Source organism: Microtetraspora sp. NBRC 13810 (genome assembly GCF_030268685.1).
GTDB lineage: Bacteria > Actinomycetota > Actinomycetes > Streptosporangiales > Streptosporangiaceae > BSRQ01.
Map to the genome: position 1 here is coordinate 514081 of NZ_BSRQ01000001.1, position 15882 is coordinate 529962.

At 72.8% G+C, this 15882-nt stretch carries 13 protein-coding genes; 2 read left to right on the forward strand and 11 right to left on the reverse strand.

What is annotated here, in order from left to right; translation table 11 throughout:
* Positions 1-4: 4 nt before the first annotated feature.
* Together QSK26_RS02355 and ahcY are read right to left on the reverse strand one after the other, a co-directional pair.
* The gene (locus tag QSK26_RS02355; protein WP_285773244.1) at positions 5-1303 is read right to left on the reverse strand and encodes an adenosylhomocysteinase; all 1299 of its coding nucleotides are present in this window, start codon (positions 1301-1303) and stop codon (positions 5-7) included.
* Position 1304: 1 nt separating this feature from the next.
* On the reverse strand, positions 1305-2735 hold the full coding sequence (ahcY, locus tag QSK26_RS02360; protein ID WP_285773245.1) for an adenosylhomocysteinase: 1431 nt from the start codon (positions 2733-2735) through the stop codon (positions 1305-1307).
* Positions 2736-2832: 97 nt separating this feature from the next.
* Between ahcY and QSK26_RS02365 the strand changes: the two genes are divergently transcribed.
* Complete coding sequence (locus QSK26_RS02365) at positions 2833-3198, forward strand: MerR family transcriptional regulator (protein WP_285773246.1); 366 nt, start codon at positions 2833-2835, stop codon at positions 3196-3198.
* Here QSK26_RS02365 and QSK26_RS02370 read toward each other — a convergent pair.
* Genes QSK26_RS02370 through QSK26_RS02390 form a run of 5 tightly spaced genes read right to left on the reverse strand, consistent with a single transcriptional unit; the run spans position 3195 to position 7407 of the window.
* Entirely contained in the window at positions 3195-4238 is a 1044-nt protein-coding gene (locus QSK26_RS02370; RefSeq protein ID WP_285773247.1) for a cation diffusion facilitator family transporter, read from the reverse strand. The genes QSK26_RS02365 and QSK26_RS02370 overlap by 4 nt on opposite strands.
* A gap of 48 nt (positions 4239-4286) precedes the next feature.
* Positions 4287-5402 (reverse strand): SIS domain-containing protein, encoded by a 1116-nt coding sequence (locus tag QSK26_RS02375; protein WP_285773248.1) that lies wholly within the window; start codon positions 5400-5402, stop codon positions 4287-4289.
* Positions 5403-5460: 58 nt separating this feature from the next.
* Positions 5461-5634, reverse strand: a complete 174-nt coding sequence (locus QSK26_RS02380; RefSeq protein WP_285773249.1) for a Trm112 family protein — start codon at positions 5632-5634, stop codon at positions 5461-5463.
* Positions 5631-6992 (reverse strand): phosphomannomutase/phosphoglucomutase, encoded by a 1362-nt coding sequence (locus tag QSK26_RS02385; protein ID WP_285773250.1) that lies wholly within the window; start codon positions 6990-6992, stop codon positions 5631-5633. The genes QSK26_RS02380 and QSK26_RS02385 overlap by 4 nt, the downstream gene beginning before the upstream one ends.
* Before the next feature lie 46 nt (positions 6993-7038).
* The gene (locus tag QSK26_RS02390; RefSeq protein ID WP_285773251.1) at positions 7039-7407 is read right to left on the reverse strand and encodes a DUF3499 domain-containing protein; all 369 of its coding nucleotides are present in this window, start codon (positions 7405-7407) and stop codon (positions 7039-7041) included.
* Between the two features lie 255 nt (positions 7408-7662).
* On the opposite strand from QSK26_RS02390, the gene QSK26_RS02395 reads away from it, so the two are divergent.
* Positions 7663-8058 carry a metallopeptidase family protein gene (locus tag QSK26_RS02395; protein WP_285773252.1) on the forward strand — a complete coding sequence of 132 codons (396 nt, stop codon included), beginning with the start codon at positions 7663-7665 and terminating at the stop codon, positions 8056-8058.
* Here QSK26_RS02395 and QSK26_RS02400 read toward each other — a convergent pair whose 3' ends face one another.
* The 4 genes from QSK26_RS02400 to QSK26_RS02415 all read right to left on the reverse strand — a co-directional run bounded on the left by QSK26_RS02400 (position 8059) and on the right by QSK26_RS02415 (position 15761).
* Positions 8059-9483 (reverse strand): DUF5719 family protein, encoded by a 1425-nt coding sequence (locus tag QSK26_RS02400; protein WP_285773253.1) that lies wholly within the window; start codon positions 9481-9483, stop codon positions 8059-8061. It lies immediately after the preceding gene.
* Between the two features lie 96 nt (positions 9484-9579).
* Positions 9580-12741 (reverse strand): glycosyltransferase family 2 protein, encoded by a 3162-nt coding sequence (locus QSK26_RS02405; protein WP_285773254.1) that lies wholly within the window; start codon positions 12739-12741, stop codon positions 9580-9582.
* A 262-nt stretch (positions 12742-13003) separates the two neighbouring features.
* Positions 13004-13261, reverse strand: coding sequence for a WhiB family transcriptional regulator (locus QSK26_RS02410; RefSeq protein WP_285773255.1), 258 nt, complete (start codon positions 13259-13261; stop codon positions 13004-13006).
* Between the two features lie 334 nt (positions 13262-13595).
* Complete coding sequence (locus tag QSK26_RS02415) at positions 13596-15761, reverse strand: hypothetical protein (RefSeq protein ID WP_285773256.1); 2166 nt, start codon at positions 15759-15761, stop codon at positions 13596-13598.
* Between the last annotated feature and the right edge of the window lie 121 nt (positions 15762-15882).

Sequence of the window (15882 nt, forward strand, 5' to 3'; positions counted from 1 at the left end):
GGGCTCAGGAGCCGGCGCGCCAGGAGTGGAGGTAGTCCTCCTGGGTGGCGGTGAGGGTGTCGATCTCGACGCTCGCGGCGGCCAGCTTCAGGCGGGCGACCTCGGCGTCGATCTCGGCGGGGACGTCGTAGACGCCGGGGGCGAGGGTGGCGCGCTCGCGGGCCAGCCAGGTGATGGCGAGGGCCTGGGCCGAGAAGGACATGTCCATCACGGCGGCCGGGTGGCCCTCGGCGGCGGTGAGGTTGACGAGGCGGCCTTCGGCGAGCAGCAGCAGGCGGCGGCCGTCGGCCAGCACGTACTCGTCGGTGCTGGGGCGAACGGCGGGGTTGACGGTCAGGGCGAGCGACTCCAGGGCGCGCACGTCCACCTCGACGTCGAAATGGCCGGCGTTGGCGAGGATGGCGCCGTCCTTCATCCGCTCCAGGTGCTCGCCCCTGATCACGTCGCGGTTACCGGTGACCGTGACGAACACGTCCCCGGTCTCGGCCGCCGCCGACATCGGGCGCACCTCATACCCCTGGAGCAGGGCGTCCAGCGCCTTGACCGGGTCGATCTCGGTGACGATCACCCGCGCGCCCAGGCCCTTGGCCCGCTCGGCCACTCCCCTGCCGCAGTAGCCGAACCCGGCCACCACCACGGTCTTGCCCGCCAGCAGGGTGTTCGTGGCACGCATGATGCCGTCCAGGGTGGACTGGCCGGTGCCGTACCGGTTGTCGAACATGCGCTTGGTGCGGGTGTCGTTCACCGCCACCATCGGGAACCGGAGCGCCTGCTCGGCCGCCATCTGGCGCAGCCGGATGATCCCGGTGGTGGTCTCCTCGCAGCCCCCGCTCACCCCGGGCAGCAGCTCGACCCGCTCGGTGTGCAGGGTGTTCACCAGGTCGCACCCGTCGTCCAGGACGATCTCCGGGGCGATGTCCAGGGCGGCGTGGATGTGCCGGTAGTAGGTGTCCCGGTCCACCCCGGCCTTGGCGTGCACGGCGATGCCGTACCCGGCGAGGGCCGCGGCCACGTCGTCCTGGGTGGAGAGCGGGTTGGAGGCGGCCAGCGCGATGTCCGCGCCGCCCGCCTTCAGCGCGCCCATGAGCACCGCGGTCTCGGCGGTCACGTGCAGGCAGGCGGCGATCCGCACGCCGTCGAGCGGACGCTCGGCGGCGAAGCGGGTGCCGAGCGCCTGCAGCACGGGCATCGCCCGCGCCGCCCAGTCGATCCGCCGCTCTCCCGCCTGCGCGATCTGCGTGCCTTCCACCTGCGGCTCGCCTTCCACCGTGGCCGCCCCACCAGGGGCGGCCGGGCCGGTCATCTCAGTAGCGGTAGTGGTCGGCCTTGTACGGGCCCTCGACCGGGACGCCGATGTACTCCGCCTGCTCCTTGGTCAGCTCGGTCAGCTTGACGCCGAGGGCGTCGAGGTGCAACCGGGCGACCTTCTCGTCCAGGTGCTTGGGCAGGGTGTAGACGCCCAGCGGGTACGCGTCGGACTTGGTGAACAGCTCGATCTGCGCGATCACCTGGTTGGTGAAGGAGTTGGACATCACGAACGACGGGTGGCCGGTGGCGCAGCCGAGGTTCATCAGGCGGCCCTCGGCGAGCACGATGATCGAGTGGCCGTCGGGGAAGACCCACTCGTCGACCTGCGGCTTGATGTTGTTGCGCCTGACGCCCTGGACGCGGGCCAGGCCGGCCATGTCGATCTCGTTGTCGAAGTGGCCGATGTTGGAGACGATCGCCTGGTGCTTCATCGACGCCATGTGGTCGGCGGTGATGATGTTGAAGTTGCCGGTGGTGGTGACGAAGATGTCGGCGATGCCGACGACGTCCTCCAGCGTGGTGACCTGGAAGCCGTCCATCGCGGCCTGGAGCGCGCAGATCGGGTCGATCTCGGTGACGATCACCCGGGCGCCCTGGCCGCGCAGCGCGTCGGCGCAGCCCTTGCCCACGTCGCCGTAGCCGCAGACGACCGCCACCTTGCCGCCGATGAGCACGTCGGTGGCGCGGTTCAGGCCGTCGATGACCGAGTGGCGGCAGCCGTACTTGTTGTCGAACTTCGACTTGGTCACCGAGTCGTTGACGTTGATCGCCGGGAAGCGCAGGCTGCCGGACCTGTGCATCTCGTAGAGGCGGTGGACACCGGTGGTGGTCTCCTCGGTGACGCCCTTGATCCGGTCGGCCATCGCGGTCCACCGGCCCGGGTGCTCGGCGATGGAGCGGCGCAGCGTGTCCAGGATGATCTTCCACTCCTCGGCGTCGCCCTCGGCGGCGGCGGGGACGGCCCCGGCGGCCTCGTACTCGGCGCCCTTGTGCACGAGCAGCGTGGCGTCGCCGCCGTCGTCCAGGATCATGTTGGGGCCCTCACCGTCAGGCCAGGTCAGCGCCTGCTCGGTGCACCACCAGTACTCCTCCAGCGTCTCGCCCTTCCAGGCGAAGACCGGGACACCCTTGGGCTCCTCGGCCGTGCCGTCCACGCCCACGACCACGGCCGCGGCGGCGTGGTCCTGGGTGGAGAAGATGTTGCAGCTCACCCAGCGGACGTCGGCTCCCAGCTCGACCAGCGTCTCGATGAGCACCGCGGTCTGGATGGTCATGTGCAGCGAGCCCATGATCCTGGCCCCGCTCAAGGGACGCGTGTCCGCGTACTCCCGGCGGATCGCCATCAGCCCCGGCATCTCGTGCTCCGCGAGCTGGATCTCCTTACGGCCGAAGCCGGCGAGTGACAGGTCGGCGACCTTGAAGTCCATGATGTTCCCCTCTACCGGAAGTGGTCGCCAGCGAGTCTAGGCTCCGGTACGGCGGGCCGCATCTTCAGGCCGGGGAACCTTACACAAGAATGTAAGAATGCGAATAACGGAAGCCGCCAAGCGGCTCGGCATGTCCCCGCGCATGCTCCGCTACCGCGAGGCGCTCGGCCTGCTGCCGCCGGTCCGCGACCGTGGCGCCCACCGCAGGTTCGGCGAGGAGGAGCTGGGCGCCGTGGCCCAGGCGATGGACCTGGAGCGGCGCTTCGACGTCTCCCCCGCCGAGCTCGCCTTCGCCCTGCGGGTGCTCACCGAGCCCGCCGTGGCGCACGCCGTACGGGATCTCGGCCTGCGGATCGGCCGTATCCAGGCACCGCGCCGTGCCCTGGACTTCGAGAAGGAGAAGGCCCTGCGCCTGCTGCGCGAGGCACAGCCCCCCGGACGCCGGACCGGCAGGCCGCTCTAGGAGACCGTGGCGTCCGCGCCCCCCGGGGAGTCGCCGCCCGGGGAGTCGCCGGGCGTGCCCGCGTCCACGGCGGGCGGGGCGTCGTGGCCGACCTGGGCGGGAGTCTGCCCGGCCGCGCCGTTCGTCCTGCGGGTCTCGTAGAGGTCGGGCTCCAGGTAGATCACCCGGGCGCTCGGCACGGCGGCGCGGATCCGCTGCTCGGCGGCGTCGATGCCACGGGCGACCTCGGCAGCCGTGTCGTCGTGCGCCATCGCGATCTTGGCTGCGACGAGCAGCTCCTCCGGGCCGAGGTGCAGGGTGCGCAGGTGGATGACCTGCGGCACCTCCGGCCCGGCGGTGAGGGCGGTGACGATCTCCCGCTCGATCTCCGGGCCCGCGCTCTCGCCGATCAGCAGCGACTTCGTCTCGATGGCCAGGATGACCGCGATGCAGGCGAGCAGGACGCCGATCATCAGGGTGCCGATGCCGTCCCAGATGCCGTCGCCGGTGACGACCGCCATGGTCACGCCGAAGAGCGCGAAGATCAGGCCGAGCAGGGCGCCGAGGTCCTCCAGCACGATGACCGGCAGCTCCGGCGACTTGGAACGCCGGATGAACTGCACCCACGACTGCTTCCCGCGCACCGCGTTCGCCTCTCTGATCGCGGTGCGGAAGGAGAACGCCTCGGCGATGATCGCGAAGATCAGCACCCCGAAGGCGACGATCGGGGTGTCCACTCCGTGCGGTTCACTGATCTTGTGATAGCCCTCGTAGAGCGAGAAGAGCGCGCCGACGGTGAACAGCACGACCGCCACGACGAAGGCGTAGAAATAACGCTCCCGCCCATAGCCGAAGGGATGCTGCGGGGTGCTCGCCCGGGTGGCCCGCTTGCCGCCGACCAGCAGCAGGATCTGGTTGCCCGAGTCGGCGAGCGAGTGGATCGACTCGGCGAGCATGGAGGATGAGCTCGTGATCACGAAGGCGACGAACTTCGCCACCGCGATCGACAGATTCGCGATCAGTGCGGCGACGATCGCCTTGGTACCGCCAGACGCGCTCACGTGCCTTCTCCGCTCGTCAAGAAAGTAAGGGGACGATCCCGTCGGATCCTATTGGGTTATGCGCGCCTTCAGCTCGGTCACCGGGGGAACCGGACCGGGATCGATGCCGTAGCCGAGCGCGAGGTACACGCTCGCGTAGTCGGCGTGCGCGATCAGCCCGGCGACCCGCTCCAGCGGTCCCTCCCCCTCGGCGACCAGCTCGGTCACCCGCACGTCACGCTCCTCCGCCACCCGGACGGACGCTTCCCTGCGCCTGGCCACCTGGGGGTGCTCCTCCGTGTCCCGTAGCACGAACAGCCGCAGCGACCGCCCCGCGTCCTCGGCGAAGAGGTCGCGGGTGGCGAGCGGGCCGTCGAAGGCCACCACCTGGTTGTGGGTGGCCTCCGGTATCTGCCCCCAAATAGCGGGATATTTCGCGTTTTTGTGGAGTTGGTCGGCCAGGCGGTGTGCCACGACCGCCGTGAGCGGCGAAGATCCCCAGATCATCGGGACGGTCTCGGCGAGATCCAGCGCCAGCATCTTGCCCGGGTTGATGAAGGACTCGCTGGACGGCCGGCAGCGGTGGGCGATGTCCTCCAGCCGCTTCGCCGTACCCTCGAAGACCTCCTCGCCGGCCCGGACCAGGCCGAGCTCCCCGGCCAGGACCAGCAGCGGCACCGTCAGGCCCCACATGGTGGCCCGGGACGGCGCGTCCACGTGCACCGGCACGAAGGGCGCGCCCGCCTGCGCGGCGACGGCGTGCAGCGGGCTGTCCGCGGCGGCCACCGCGAGCAGGTGACAGCCCCGGCGCACGGCCTCGGCCGCGGCGGCGAGCGTCTCCTCCGACCTGCCGGAGGAGGACACCGCGACGACCAGGTCGGCGGCGCCCACCCAGCCGGGCAGCCGGTAGTCGCGCACGGTGACGATCGGCAGCGGGGCGCCCTGGCCGCACACGGCGGCGAGCAGGTCGCCCGCGATGCCCGCCCCGCCCATGCCCACGACGACCAGGGCCCGCGGCCTGCCGTACCGGGCCAGCGCACCGAGGCCGGCCGCGACGGCGGCGCGGTGGGCGACCCGGATCTGGGCCGCCGACGACGCGACCGCGGGCAGCATGCCCCCGGGGTCGCCCGCGGCCAGATGGGCCTGGTCGTCGAGCCGGTCCGGATCCCAGTGGTGGTCGGGCATCCCGATCACGCTCCCGCGGAGAGGCCGGCGTGGCGCCCCGGTCCCCGAAGGCGCCGGGTCACGGCTTGCGGGCCTCGTCGACGAGCAGCACCGGGATGTCATCCCGCACCGGGTAGACCAGGCCGCACTCCGCCGAGGTGCAGGTCAGCTCCTCCGCCTCGGCCGAGGCGCGCAAGGGGGACTTGCACGCCGGGCAGGTCAGGATCTCCATCAACCAGTCGTCGATCTTCACTGCTTACTCCTCACGACGGCCAGGACCTCATCCCGGACCGCCGCCATCAGATGCTCGTCGGCCGCCTCCGCGTTCAACCGGAGAAGCGGCTCGGTGTTGGACGGACGAAGATTGAACCACCAGTCGGGTCCGCCGACCGTCAGACCGTCGAGTTCGTCGAAGGTCACGGCGTCCCGGCCGGTGAAAATCTCCCGGACCCTGCGCAGGGTCGCCGCCTGGTCGCCGACGGTGCTGTTGATCTCGCCGGACGCCGCGTAACGGGCGTAGGACGCCAGCACCTCCGACAGCGGCCGGTCCTGCTCGCCGAGCGCGGCCAGCACGTGCAGCGCGGCCAGCATGCCGGAGTCGGCGAACCAGAAGTCGCGGAAGTAGTAGTGCGCCGAGTGCTCGCCGCCGAAGACCGCGCCGGTCCTGGCCATCTCGGCCTTGATGATCGAGTGGCCCACCCGGGTGCGGACCGGCACGCCGCCGTGCTCCGCGACGATCTCCGGCACGCCCCTGGAGGTGATCAGGTTGTGGATGATCGGCGCTCCGGGATGCTTGGCCAGCTCACGGGCGGCGACCAGCGCGGTGATCGTGGACGGCGAGACGGACTCGCCCCGCTCGTCGATCACCCAGCAGCGGTCGGCGTCGCCGTCGTAGGCGAGACCGATGTCGGCGCCGGTCTCCACCACCGCCTTCTGCAGGTCGACGAGGTTGGCGGGCTCGATCGGGTTGGCCTCGTGGTTGGGGAAGGCGCCGTCGAGCTCGAAGTAGAGCGGGGTCAGTCGCAGCGGAAGGCCCTCGAAGACCACCGGGACGGTGTGCCCGGCCATGCCGTTGCCCGCGTCGACGACGACCTTGAGCGGCCGGATCCCGGAGAGGTCGACCAGCGTGCGCAGGTGGTCGGCGTACCCCTGGAGCAGGTCCTCGCTCCGCACGGAGCCGGCCGGAGCGGTGGCGGCGAGGCCGCCGGCGAGCAGGGCGGCGGCACGGTCGCGGATCTCGGTCAGGCCGGTGTCGGTGCCGACCGGCACCGCGCCGGCCCGGCACATCTTCATCCCGTTGTACCGGGCGGGATTGTGGCTGGCGGTGAACATCACCCCGGGCAGCGAGAGCGCGCCGCTGGCGTAGTAGAGCAGGTCGGTGGAGCCGAGCCCGGCGTCGACGACGTCGGCGCCCCGGCCGGTCACGCCCCTGGCGAAGGCGGCGGACAACGGGCCCGAGGACGCGCGCATGTCCCGGGCGACGACCACGGAACCGGCTCCGGTCACCTCGGCGAAGGCCGCGCCCACGGCCTCCGCGATCTCCTCGTCGAGCTCATCGGGCACGACGCCGCGGATGTCGTAGGCCTTGAAGATCCTGGCGAGGTCGCCCACTCCTGCTCCGCCCTGCTGGTCGGTTAGCGCGAACGCTTAGAGCTTACTAGCGGTCACGCTGGGGCTGCGCGGAGCGCAGAACTCTGAGGTGGCCGCGACGGCCCACCTCGACCCCCTGGCCCACCGGCTCGCCCCCACCGGGGGACGACGGCTTGGCCGCCTCGCGGACGGCGTTGGCGAGCGCTTCCAGGTCGTCGCTGCTGGGCTGGCCGGCCTCGCTGGGCAGGCGGACCACTTCCCAGCCGCGCGGCGCGGTGAGCCGCTCGGCGTGCTCGGCGCACAGGTCATAACAGTGCGGCTCGGCGTACGTCGCCAAGGGGCCGAGAACAGCGGTCGAGTCGGCGTATACGTACGTGAGCGTGAAGACGGCAGGCTGACTGCAGGCGGTGCGGGAACAGCGGCGGACGGGGCTCACGGAGGGACCGTATCCGGTAAGAGTCCGGGACGCCACTATCCGAGCACTCTTAAAGAGCGTGTCGCCACAATTCGGACAGCTGTCACGGCTTCTCCCGTCTTGCCGCACAGATCCGCTCCATGCCCTGCTGGCGTTCCCGGCCCTTCGCCTTAAGCTGGGCGCTGTGAGTTCTAGGCTTGCTCTGTGAGTTCGGCACCAGAAGGGGGAAGGCCCCGGTCCCGCGGACCGCGCCGGCGCGACCGGCACGGCCGGGGCATGCGCGGTCCCATAGCGCCCTCGCACGTGCCGATCGCCAGGTCGAGGAGCGAGCGCTTCGACGATCTCGTCCTCGATGCCGTCGACCGGCTGAAGCCGCGCTGGAGCAAGCAACTCGCCGCCGTGGAGTTCGCGGTGGAGGAGGTCCCCCCGCTGTCGGAGCTGGGCGACGGGCCCGACCTGCTGGGCGGGGACCCGATCCCGTTCGGCCGCGCCCAGTCGGCCGCCGGGTCCCATCCCGCCGTGGTGGTGGTCTACCGGCGCCCGCTGGAGGCCAGGGCCCGCGACCGCGACACGCTGGGCGCGCTGGTGCACGACGCCGTGGTGGAACAGGTGGCCAACCTGCTCGGCCTGTCCCCCGAGACCGTCGACCCGGGTTACTCCGACCGCAACTGATCAGGGCAGCACGGTCGAGGGCGAGTCGATCATGGGTGGGACGATCGCCCAGGTGCGGCCGGGAGCCAGGGGCTGGATCGTGATGAGGAGGCCCTCCGGCGTGTCGCCGTCCATGATCCGCCCGCCGTACACCGGGCCGGAGCCGGGCTGCGGCGTCACCACCATGCTGAACGGCCCCTTGACCGCGGGGAGCTTCACCTGCCTGGTCCGGGCGGCCGGGATCTCGACGTCCACCGGCGCGGGGGCGGCGCCCCGCGCGGGGACGATCTGCACCCGCGCCCTGGCCGCCCTGCCCGGCGCGGTCAGCACCAGCGCCGAGCCCGCGCCCTTGGCGATCAGGTTGTCGGCGACGACGCTGCCCAGGTCGATCGGATCGGCGCCCGCGGTGAACGCGATGTCGGGCCGGACGCCGGTCCCGGTGGCGACCACACCGGCCACCACCGGGGTGTCGGAGGTGACCTCGATCGCCGCGGGCTGCCCGCCGACGCCGGTGGTCAGGTCGAGCTGGGCCACCGAGCCCGCCGGCACGTCCAGGGTCTCCCTGCCCTTCAGCGCGTACGCGCCGTCCGCGGTCACGGCCCTGATGCGCACGACCGTGTCGGCCTCGCCGGGCGCGGCGACGTAGAGCTCCCGCTTCCCGCCGCCGTCCGGGACGCCGGGCACCACGACCCGCTTCGCCGGGGCGGCGGACAGCGGCAGCCAGTCCACCCCGCCCGACCTGCTCATCTCGGCCCGGGCGGCGACGGCGACCCGTCCGCTGCTGGTGCGCACCTCCACGGCCATGATCAGCGGCGAGGGGGCGAGGTCCTTCAGCCGGATCGCCTGGTGGCCGCCGGGCTCCACCATGAACCCGTGGTCGCCGACCACCGGCCCCTCCCCCGCGTAGATGGCCAGCTGCACGTAGGCGGGCGCGTCGTCGGGATTGGCCAGGTAGAGCGTGACGTCGGCGGCGGCCGGGCCCGGTCCGATCAGCCATGCCTGCGAGGTGGGCTCGGTGCACCGGACGCCGGCCAGGCCGCGCCGGTCGCCGGCGGCGTTCCTGGCCGTCTGGGCGGTCTCCATGCCCGCCGCCAGGCTGCCCGTGCCGGTGAGGAGCAGCGGCAGGGAGCGGGCGGCGGCCTTGTGCTGCCACAGGACACCCGGCCGGTCCACCGTGGCCGCGGGCTTCGCGTCCTTCGCGATCTCCCGCATCGTCGCCGTGCCGGGCGCGGCGCCCGGCCGAGCCGCCGGGACGACCGCGCTGACCGTGCCGCCGGCCGGATCGGGGCACACGGTGCGCACCGACTCGACGGCCACCTTGACCGGCGCGGGCGGCGGCGGCTGCGCCGCGACGGGCTGGGTGGCGTAGGCCACGCCGTACAGCGCGAGGAGCGCGAGCACCACCAGGGCGAGCAGCCCGAACCTGTTCTCGACCAGCGTCTTCATCTGGTGGCCGCCTCCGCCTCGACCAGCGTCTTCATCTGGTGGCCGCCTCCGCCTCGACCGGCGTCTTCATCGGGGCCTTCGCCTCGGCCGGCGTCTTCATCGGGTGGCCGCCTTCGCGCGGCGGCCGCGCCTGCCCGCCGGGGCCGCGCGGTCGGGCTGGGCGGGCTGGGCGGGCTGTTCCGCGGGCTCGGCCGGGTCGGCGTAGTCGGGCGCCCCGTCGTCGTCGCGGGAGCCCGGCGAGGCGAGCACCAGGATCACGACCAGCAGCGCGGCCTGCGCCCACAGCCACACCGTGTGCCAGGTGTCCCGGAAGGCGATCCGCACGCCGGTCGCCTCCGCGCCCAGGGTGAAGCCCTGCGCCCAGCCGTCCACGGTCTTCGCCGTGAGGGACTCGTCCTCCGCGGTGGCCGTCCAGCCGCCCGCGGGTTCGGCGAGCACCAGCGTCCTGCCCGCCGCGCCCGCGGGCACGTTCACCGTCAGGCCGCCGTCCGCGTCCCGCCTCGCGGCCAACGGGGTGCGGGCGCCGCCCGGGCCCGCGATCCAGGTGCGGCCGAGCGGCCGGGTGAGCCGCCACACGCCCGCGGACCTCGACAGGCTCAGCCTGGCCAGGCCGGGCTGGGAGTCCAGCGCGTGGCCGACCTCGGGGTCGATGGGGGCGGCCAGCACCACGAACCGCACGCCGTACGTGGCGAGGACGTCGGTGTCGTCGCCGCCGCGCCCCGAGGCGAGCCCGGAGGCGGCGACGGCGAGCCGGTCGCGGGCCGGCGCCCCGGCGGGCAGGTCGCTCTCCCCGATCAGCGGGGTACGGCCGCGCAGCACGGTGTAGGTGAGGCCACCTGCGGGGCTGGAGCGCATCACCAGCGTGCTCTCGCCCTGCCGTGAGCCCGCGGCGGCCAGGATGGGCATCGCGTCCGGCAGATCGGCTCTGAGCGGCCCGCCGGCGCCGGCCAGGACCCACTGGCCCGCGGCGAGCAGCGGCGCGCTGAAGGCGACCGCGGCGATGAGCAGGGCGCCGATCCTGCGTACCCCGCCCGCCGCGCGGAACTCCGCCAGCCGGTCGGCGGTCAGCGCCGCCACGACCAGCATCCCGGTGGCCGCGAACGCCAGCGGCACGCCGGGCCAGCCGGGCGCCTGCGGGCTGCCCGCCATCGAGGTCACCGGGATCCTGCTCACCAGGATCGCGACCAGCACCCCGAAGACGGTGACGCCCCAGCCGACCGCCACCGGGATCCGCCTGCGCCGCATCAGCAGGGCGGCCAGCGCGACCGCGAGCAGGCCGGACACCGTCCACAACGGCGGCACGCCGGGGCCGCCGGGGCTCAGCGTCAGCAGGTCGGCGGCGGGCAGCCGGGGATCGACCAGCGCGGGCTGGTGCAGGCCCGCCTCCAGCAGAAGCCGGCCCGGATGCCGGGCGATCTGCGCGAACCACGGGAAGAGCAGCAGGACCGGCACGCCGAGCGCGATGCCCACCGAGACGCCGACGCCGCGCCTGGCCGAGCCGAACGCGGTCGCGCCGAGCACGCCGATGACGGCGGTGAGCAGGTAGACCAGCGGGACGAAGGCGGTGCCGACCGCGAGGAGCAGGCCGAGCCCCCAGGCGGCGCGCCGGGCCCGGCGGCCCTCCCCGGCGAGGAGCACGGTGGCCAGCGAGGCGTAGACGGGCAGCAGCGCGAGGACCACGGCGGTGCCGAGCCGCCCGGCCGCGATCGCCCCGGTGGCGACGGGCAGCAGCGCGTACGTCGCGGCCAGCCAGACCCGCGCGCCCGCCCTGGGGATCATGGACCGGGTGGCCAGATAGGCCGAGACGCCGGCCAGCGGGACGCTGCCGAGCAGCAGCACCGTCACGGCCAGCCAGGTCTTGCCCAGGAAGAGCGTGGAGACGGCGGCGACCACCGCGACGTACGGCGGCGCCCAGGCGTCGGTGCCGACCCCGGTGGCGTGGAAGGCGTCGAGGTAGAAGCGCCACAGGTCCGACGCGCCGCCGGCGACCGGCACCAGCGCGCCGCCGCCGAGCAGGGTGCCGCCGAGCAGCGACCGCTCGGCGGCGACGGTGATCGCGAGCAGCGCGAGGAAGAGCAGGACGCCGGGGTTGCCGAAGACGCGCTGCAGCACGCCGGCGTCGGCGAGCAGTTCCTCGCCGTCGTCCTGGGAGGGTTCGGCGGAGGCGGCGTGGTGCCGTCCGGCCGACTCGACCGGCCCCGCCCCCGACAGGTAGCCCTGCACCATGTCTGCGAGCCGCCTGTAGGCCGCGCCCGGCGGCGTCATCAGCCGTTTGACCTGCGGGTAGTTCTTCTTCCTGCCCTTGGCGCGCTTTCTGCGGGCCGTGATCACCCGGCCGGGGTGGGCGAGGATCGAGCCGAGCGCGCTGAACTCGTCGAGCGCGTTGGCGGGCTGCTTGGCCAGGATGAAGAGCACCGTGCGGAACAGCGAGCCGAAGACGTTGCGCAGCAGCGCCCACAGCATCGGCAGGAACGGCAGGTTGGCCATGATCACGAACATCGCGTTGCGCCGGTCCAGCCGGCGCGGGTGGTGCACGCTCGCGGTGACGCGGCGGCGGCGCCTGGTGGCGGCCTCGGCGTGCCAGGCGACGGCGTAGGTCACGTTCAGCACCCGGTGGCCGGCGTTGCGCACCCGCCAGCACAGGTCCAGGTCGTCGCGGAACACCGCGAGCGCCGGGTCCAGCCCGCCGACCTCGTCCCACACGTCGCGCCGGATCAGCATCCCGGCCGTGGACACCGACAGCACGTCGCGCACGCCGTCGTACTGCCCCTGGTCGTACTCCCTGGCCTCCAGGCCGGTGTCCCTGCGCCCGGTGCGGTCGACGGTGACGCCGACCTCCAGCAGCAGCCGCCGGTCCAGCCAGTCGCGCAGCTTGGGGCCGAGCACCGCGGCCTTGGGGTCCTGGTCGGCCGCCCACAGCAGCGCCTCCAGGGCGCGCTCGTCGGGCGCGCAGTCGTCGTGCAGCAGCCAGATCCACTCGGCGCCGCCGCCCGCGGGCAGCCGGGCGAGCACCTCGGCCACCGCCTCGCCGAACCCGGTCGAGCGCGGCAGCGCCAGCACGTTGCCCTGGCCGAGCGCCCCGGCGAAGATCTGCCCGCTGCCGTCGCGGCTGCCGTTGTCCACGCCCACCAGCCGGTCCACCCGCCGGGTCTGGCGCGTCACCGCGGTGAGGGTGTCGCCGAGCCAGCGGGCGCCGTCATGGGCGACGACGATCGCGGTGACCACGCGGTGGGAGGGAGGGGCGCTGGTGCTGGACATCTGTCCCGGGGGTCGGGGGTCGGGTACGGCCGGCGGGGTGACTCGGCGTCCGACAAAGATACGGCACCGCGGTTGCGGCCGGACATCGGTGTACCGAAGCCGCTATTCAGGCATCCGGTAAGTGATCACTTAGCCGGGCCCGCCGCCCGGCGGCTCGGGGAAGAACGAAGGGGCCGCGCTGGTCGCGCGACCCCTTCGTACATATCGTCGCAGGCGCCCGGCTTATGCCTGGCGCCTTGGATCTTCACCTTCTTGGTGTGCCCTAGCCGGCCTCACGCTTGATCCGGCGACGCTCGCGCTCGGACAGACCACCCCAGATACCGAACCGTTCATCGTGCTCTAGTGCGTATTCCAGACATTCGGCCCGCACTTCGCACGAACGGCACACCTTCTTGGCCTCCCGAGTCGATCCTCCCTTTTCCGGGAAGAACGCCTCCGGGTCGGTCTGCGCGCACAAGGCGCGCTCCTGCCAGCCAAGTTCTTCAGCGCTGAGCGCCTGTGCATCGACCAGGTCGGCCACTGCACACCTCCCTGCCGCCCGCCCGCTATGGAGCCCCCCATGGACGCCCTCCTGTATACCCACCCTCGCGGAAGGCGTAACAACACGTCTGTAATTACACGCACGTGCCGGGTGTGACGTCAAGCGGCATGCCGGTATCCCGGGGAAAGACCCGCTCGCCCCGGTTCTCAACCGCGTGCTCGTCCGCTCGGGCGCCACGGTGAAAGCCCACCCGCCCGTTTCGCGGGGGGACACGATCACCGGCCCTGGAGCCATCGGAGATCGGCAACGTATCAGGACATGTTCCGACCGTGACCCGGGCCCACCTTCTCTCTGTCCACTTATTGCCCGGTCATTACCTACGCGGATCGCCCGGCGTGTATATGGCGGTCGGGTCGATGGGCTCGTCGCCCTGGTGCGACCGTGGCTGCGCGGAGGGCTGCGCCTGGGGAGTCTGGCTGTGCCCCATCAGCGCGTCTCCCCCCTGGTAGGCCTTGGGGTCGAAGCGCATGGTCGACTCGCCCGTGGGCTCCTCCCAGCCGCCCGGCTGCCCGGCGTACGACCCGGAGTATGAGGCCGGCGGCGTCTGCGGGTGGCCGAACGGGTCGTCGTACGGCTGCGCCGTCTCCGACCCGAAACCGCCCACCTGGGGCTGGGTGCCCGCCTGCGACTGCTGGTAGCTCTCGGCCTGCTGGTACGCCTGCGCGAGCTGCTGGCCGCGCGGGTCGAAGGGCACGGGGTCCTCGTAACGCGGCTGCTCGGCCTGCTGGCCGTAGTCGTAGCCGGAGTGCTGGGCCGCTCCCTGGGCGTCCTGCCGCGCGTACCCGCCCTGGGCGGCGTCCTGGCCGAACCCGCCCTGCTGGCCGAACCCGCCCTGCGCGTCCTGGCCGAACCCGTTCTGCGCGTAGGAGTCGTAGGGCTGGTTCTGGTTCTGCTGGGCGTAGGGGGCGTCCTGGCGGGCGAAGCCCTCGTTGCCGTAGGGGCCGGCCTCCGCGGCGCCGTAGGAGGCGGGCCGCTGTTCCTGCTGGTAGGACTGCCCGCCGAACGCGCCCGCACCGTTCTCCGGCCCGGCGGGTGCCGCCTGGCGGTGGTCGCCGAAGGCGCCCTGACCGTGCTGCTGCTCGGCGGAGTAGGGCGCCTGCGCGCCGTAGTCGGAGGTCTGGGCGTGCTGCTGCGTGCCGTAGTCGGGAGCCTGGGGCTGCTGCCCGCCGTACTCCGCGGACTGGAACTGCCCGCCGAACGCGTAACCCTCGGTCGGCTGGGCGAAGTCCGGGGCGGGCGGCGGGAAACCACCGGCCGCGGGGGCCTGCTGACCGTAGTCCGGTGCGCTCTGCGGGTACTCGGCCGCGGCGGGCTGCGCGTAGTGCCTGCCGAAGGACTCCTGGGCGGGGGGCGCGGTCTCGGCGGCGGGGGGCGGCGGCAGGGCCGGGAGGGTGACCGGCGCCGGCGCGTACGACTGCTGGGGCTGGGGCTGAGACTGGGACTGGGGCTGGGGCTGCTGAGCGGCGGCGTGCTGGGGGGCGGGCTGCTGCTGGCCCAGCGGGGACTGCGGAGACTGCGCCTGGGGATGCTGGACCTGCTGGGTGGCGTACTGCTGGCCCGGCTGGAAGGACTGCTGGGCCTCCTGGAACGGCTGGTGCGTCTCCTGCTGGAACGCCTGCGGGGCGTCCTGCTGGAAGTGCGGCTGCGCCTCCTGCTGGAACGGCTGCGCCTGCTCCTGCTGGAAGGGCTGGCCGGGTTCCTGCTGGAAGGGGGACTGGGGGGTGGGTTGTCCCTGCTGGTCGTAGGAGGGCTGCTGCGGCGTGCCGTACTGCGAGGGCTGCCCGAACTGCTGACCGGGGGCGCCGAACTGCCCCTGCTGCCCCTGCGCCTGGGCCGCCACCTGCACGGGGGGCTGGCCGGAGTCCTGCGTGGGGACCTGGCCGGGCCTCTGGGCGGCGGCGTGACCGGGAACCTGACCCGGGACCTGACCCGGGGCCTGACCTGGAGCCTGACCTGGGGCCTGGTTGGGGATCTGACCGGGGGCGGGCTGCTGTGCCGGGGGCGGGGCCATGGGGCTCTGGCCGTACTGGCCCTGCTGGCCTGGGTTGAAGCCGAAGCCGAAGTCGTGGGCGGGCTCCTCCTTGGCGGGCAGCGCCTGCGGCAGCAGGTAGAGCAGCGCGACGGCGGTGAGCGCGAGCCCGGCCACGCCGCCGAGCAGGAACTCCAGCCCGGACCGGAAGGCGAGGTCGCCGGAGAACAGGCCGCCGAAGAGCGCGATCACGCCGAAGAGCGCGGCGACGGCGAGCGCGCCGAAGGATCCCAGCGTGATCTGCTTCGCCTTGGGCGTCGGCTCGCCGAGCTTGGTGCAGAGCAGGACCGCGCCGACGAGGAGGGCGGTGCTCACCGGGGAGACGAGCGAGTCGAATCCGCTGAGTGCGCCGAGCGCGCGGCCCCCGAAGCCGACCACCGCGCCGCCGAACGGCGAGGACTCACCGATCAGCAGCCGCTCGACGGCCACCAATATGCCGATCGCAGCCACCGCGAACATGATCCACGCGGCCGGTTCTCGCAGCCGAGCCGCATCGACTCTGATCACAACTGCCCCCCAAGAGGTCCAAATGGCACCCGGGAAGTTTTGCACATGGTCGACTTTGGTGTCG

Coding starts and splice junctions, on each gene's coding strand:
- QSK26_RS02355 (WP_285773244.1), bottom strand. CDS start 1,303: ATGACCGGCCCGGCCGCCCCTGGTGGGGCGGCCACGGTGGAAGGCGAG.
- QSK26_RS02400 (WP_285773253.1), bottom strand. CDS start 9,483: ATGAAGACGCTGGTCGAGAACAGGTTCGGGCTGCTCGCCCTGGTGGTG.
- QSK26_RS02395 (WP_285773252.1), top strand. CDS start 7,663: ATGCGCGGTCCCATAGCGCCCTCGCACGTGCCGATCGCCAGGTCGAGG.
- ahcY (WP_285773245.1), bottom strand. CDS start 2,735: ATGGACTTCAAGGTCGCCGACCTGTCACTCGCCGGCTTCGGCCGTAAG.
- QSK26_RS02375 (WP_285773248.1), bottom strand. CDS start 5,402: ATGCCCGACCACCACTGGGATCCGGACCGGCTCGACGACCAGGCCCAT.
- QSK26_RS02405 (WP_285773254.1), bottom strand. CDS start 12,741: ATGTCCAGCACCAGCGCCCCTCCCTCCCACCGCGTGGTCACCGCGATC.
- QSK26_RS02365 (WP_285773246.1), top strand. CDS start 2,833: ATGCGAATAACGGAAGCCGCCAAGCGGCTCGGCATGTCCCCGCGCATG.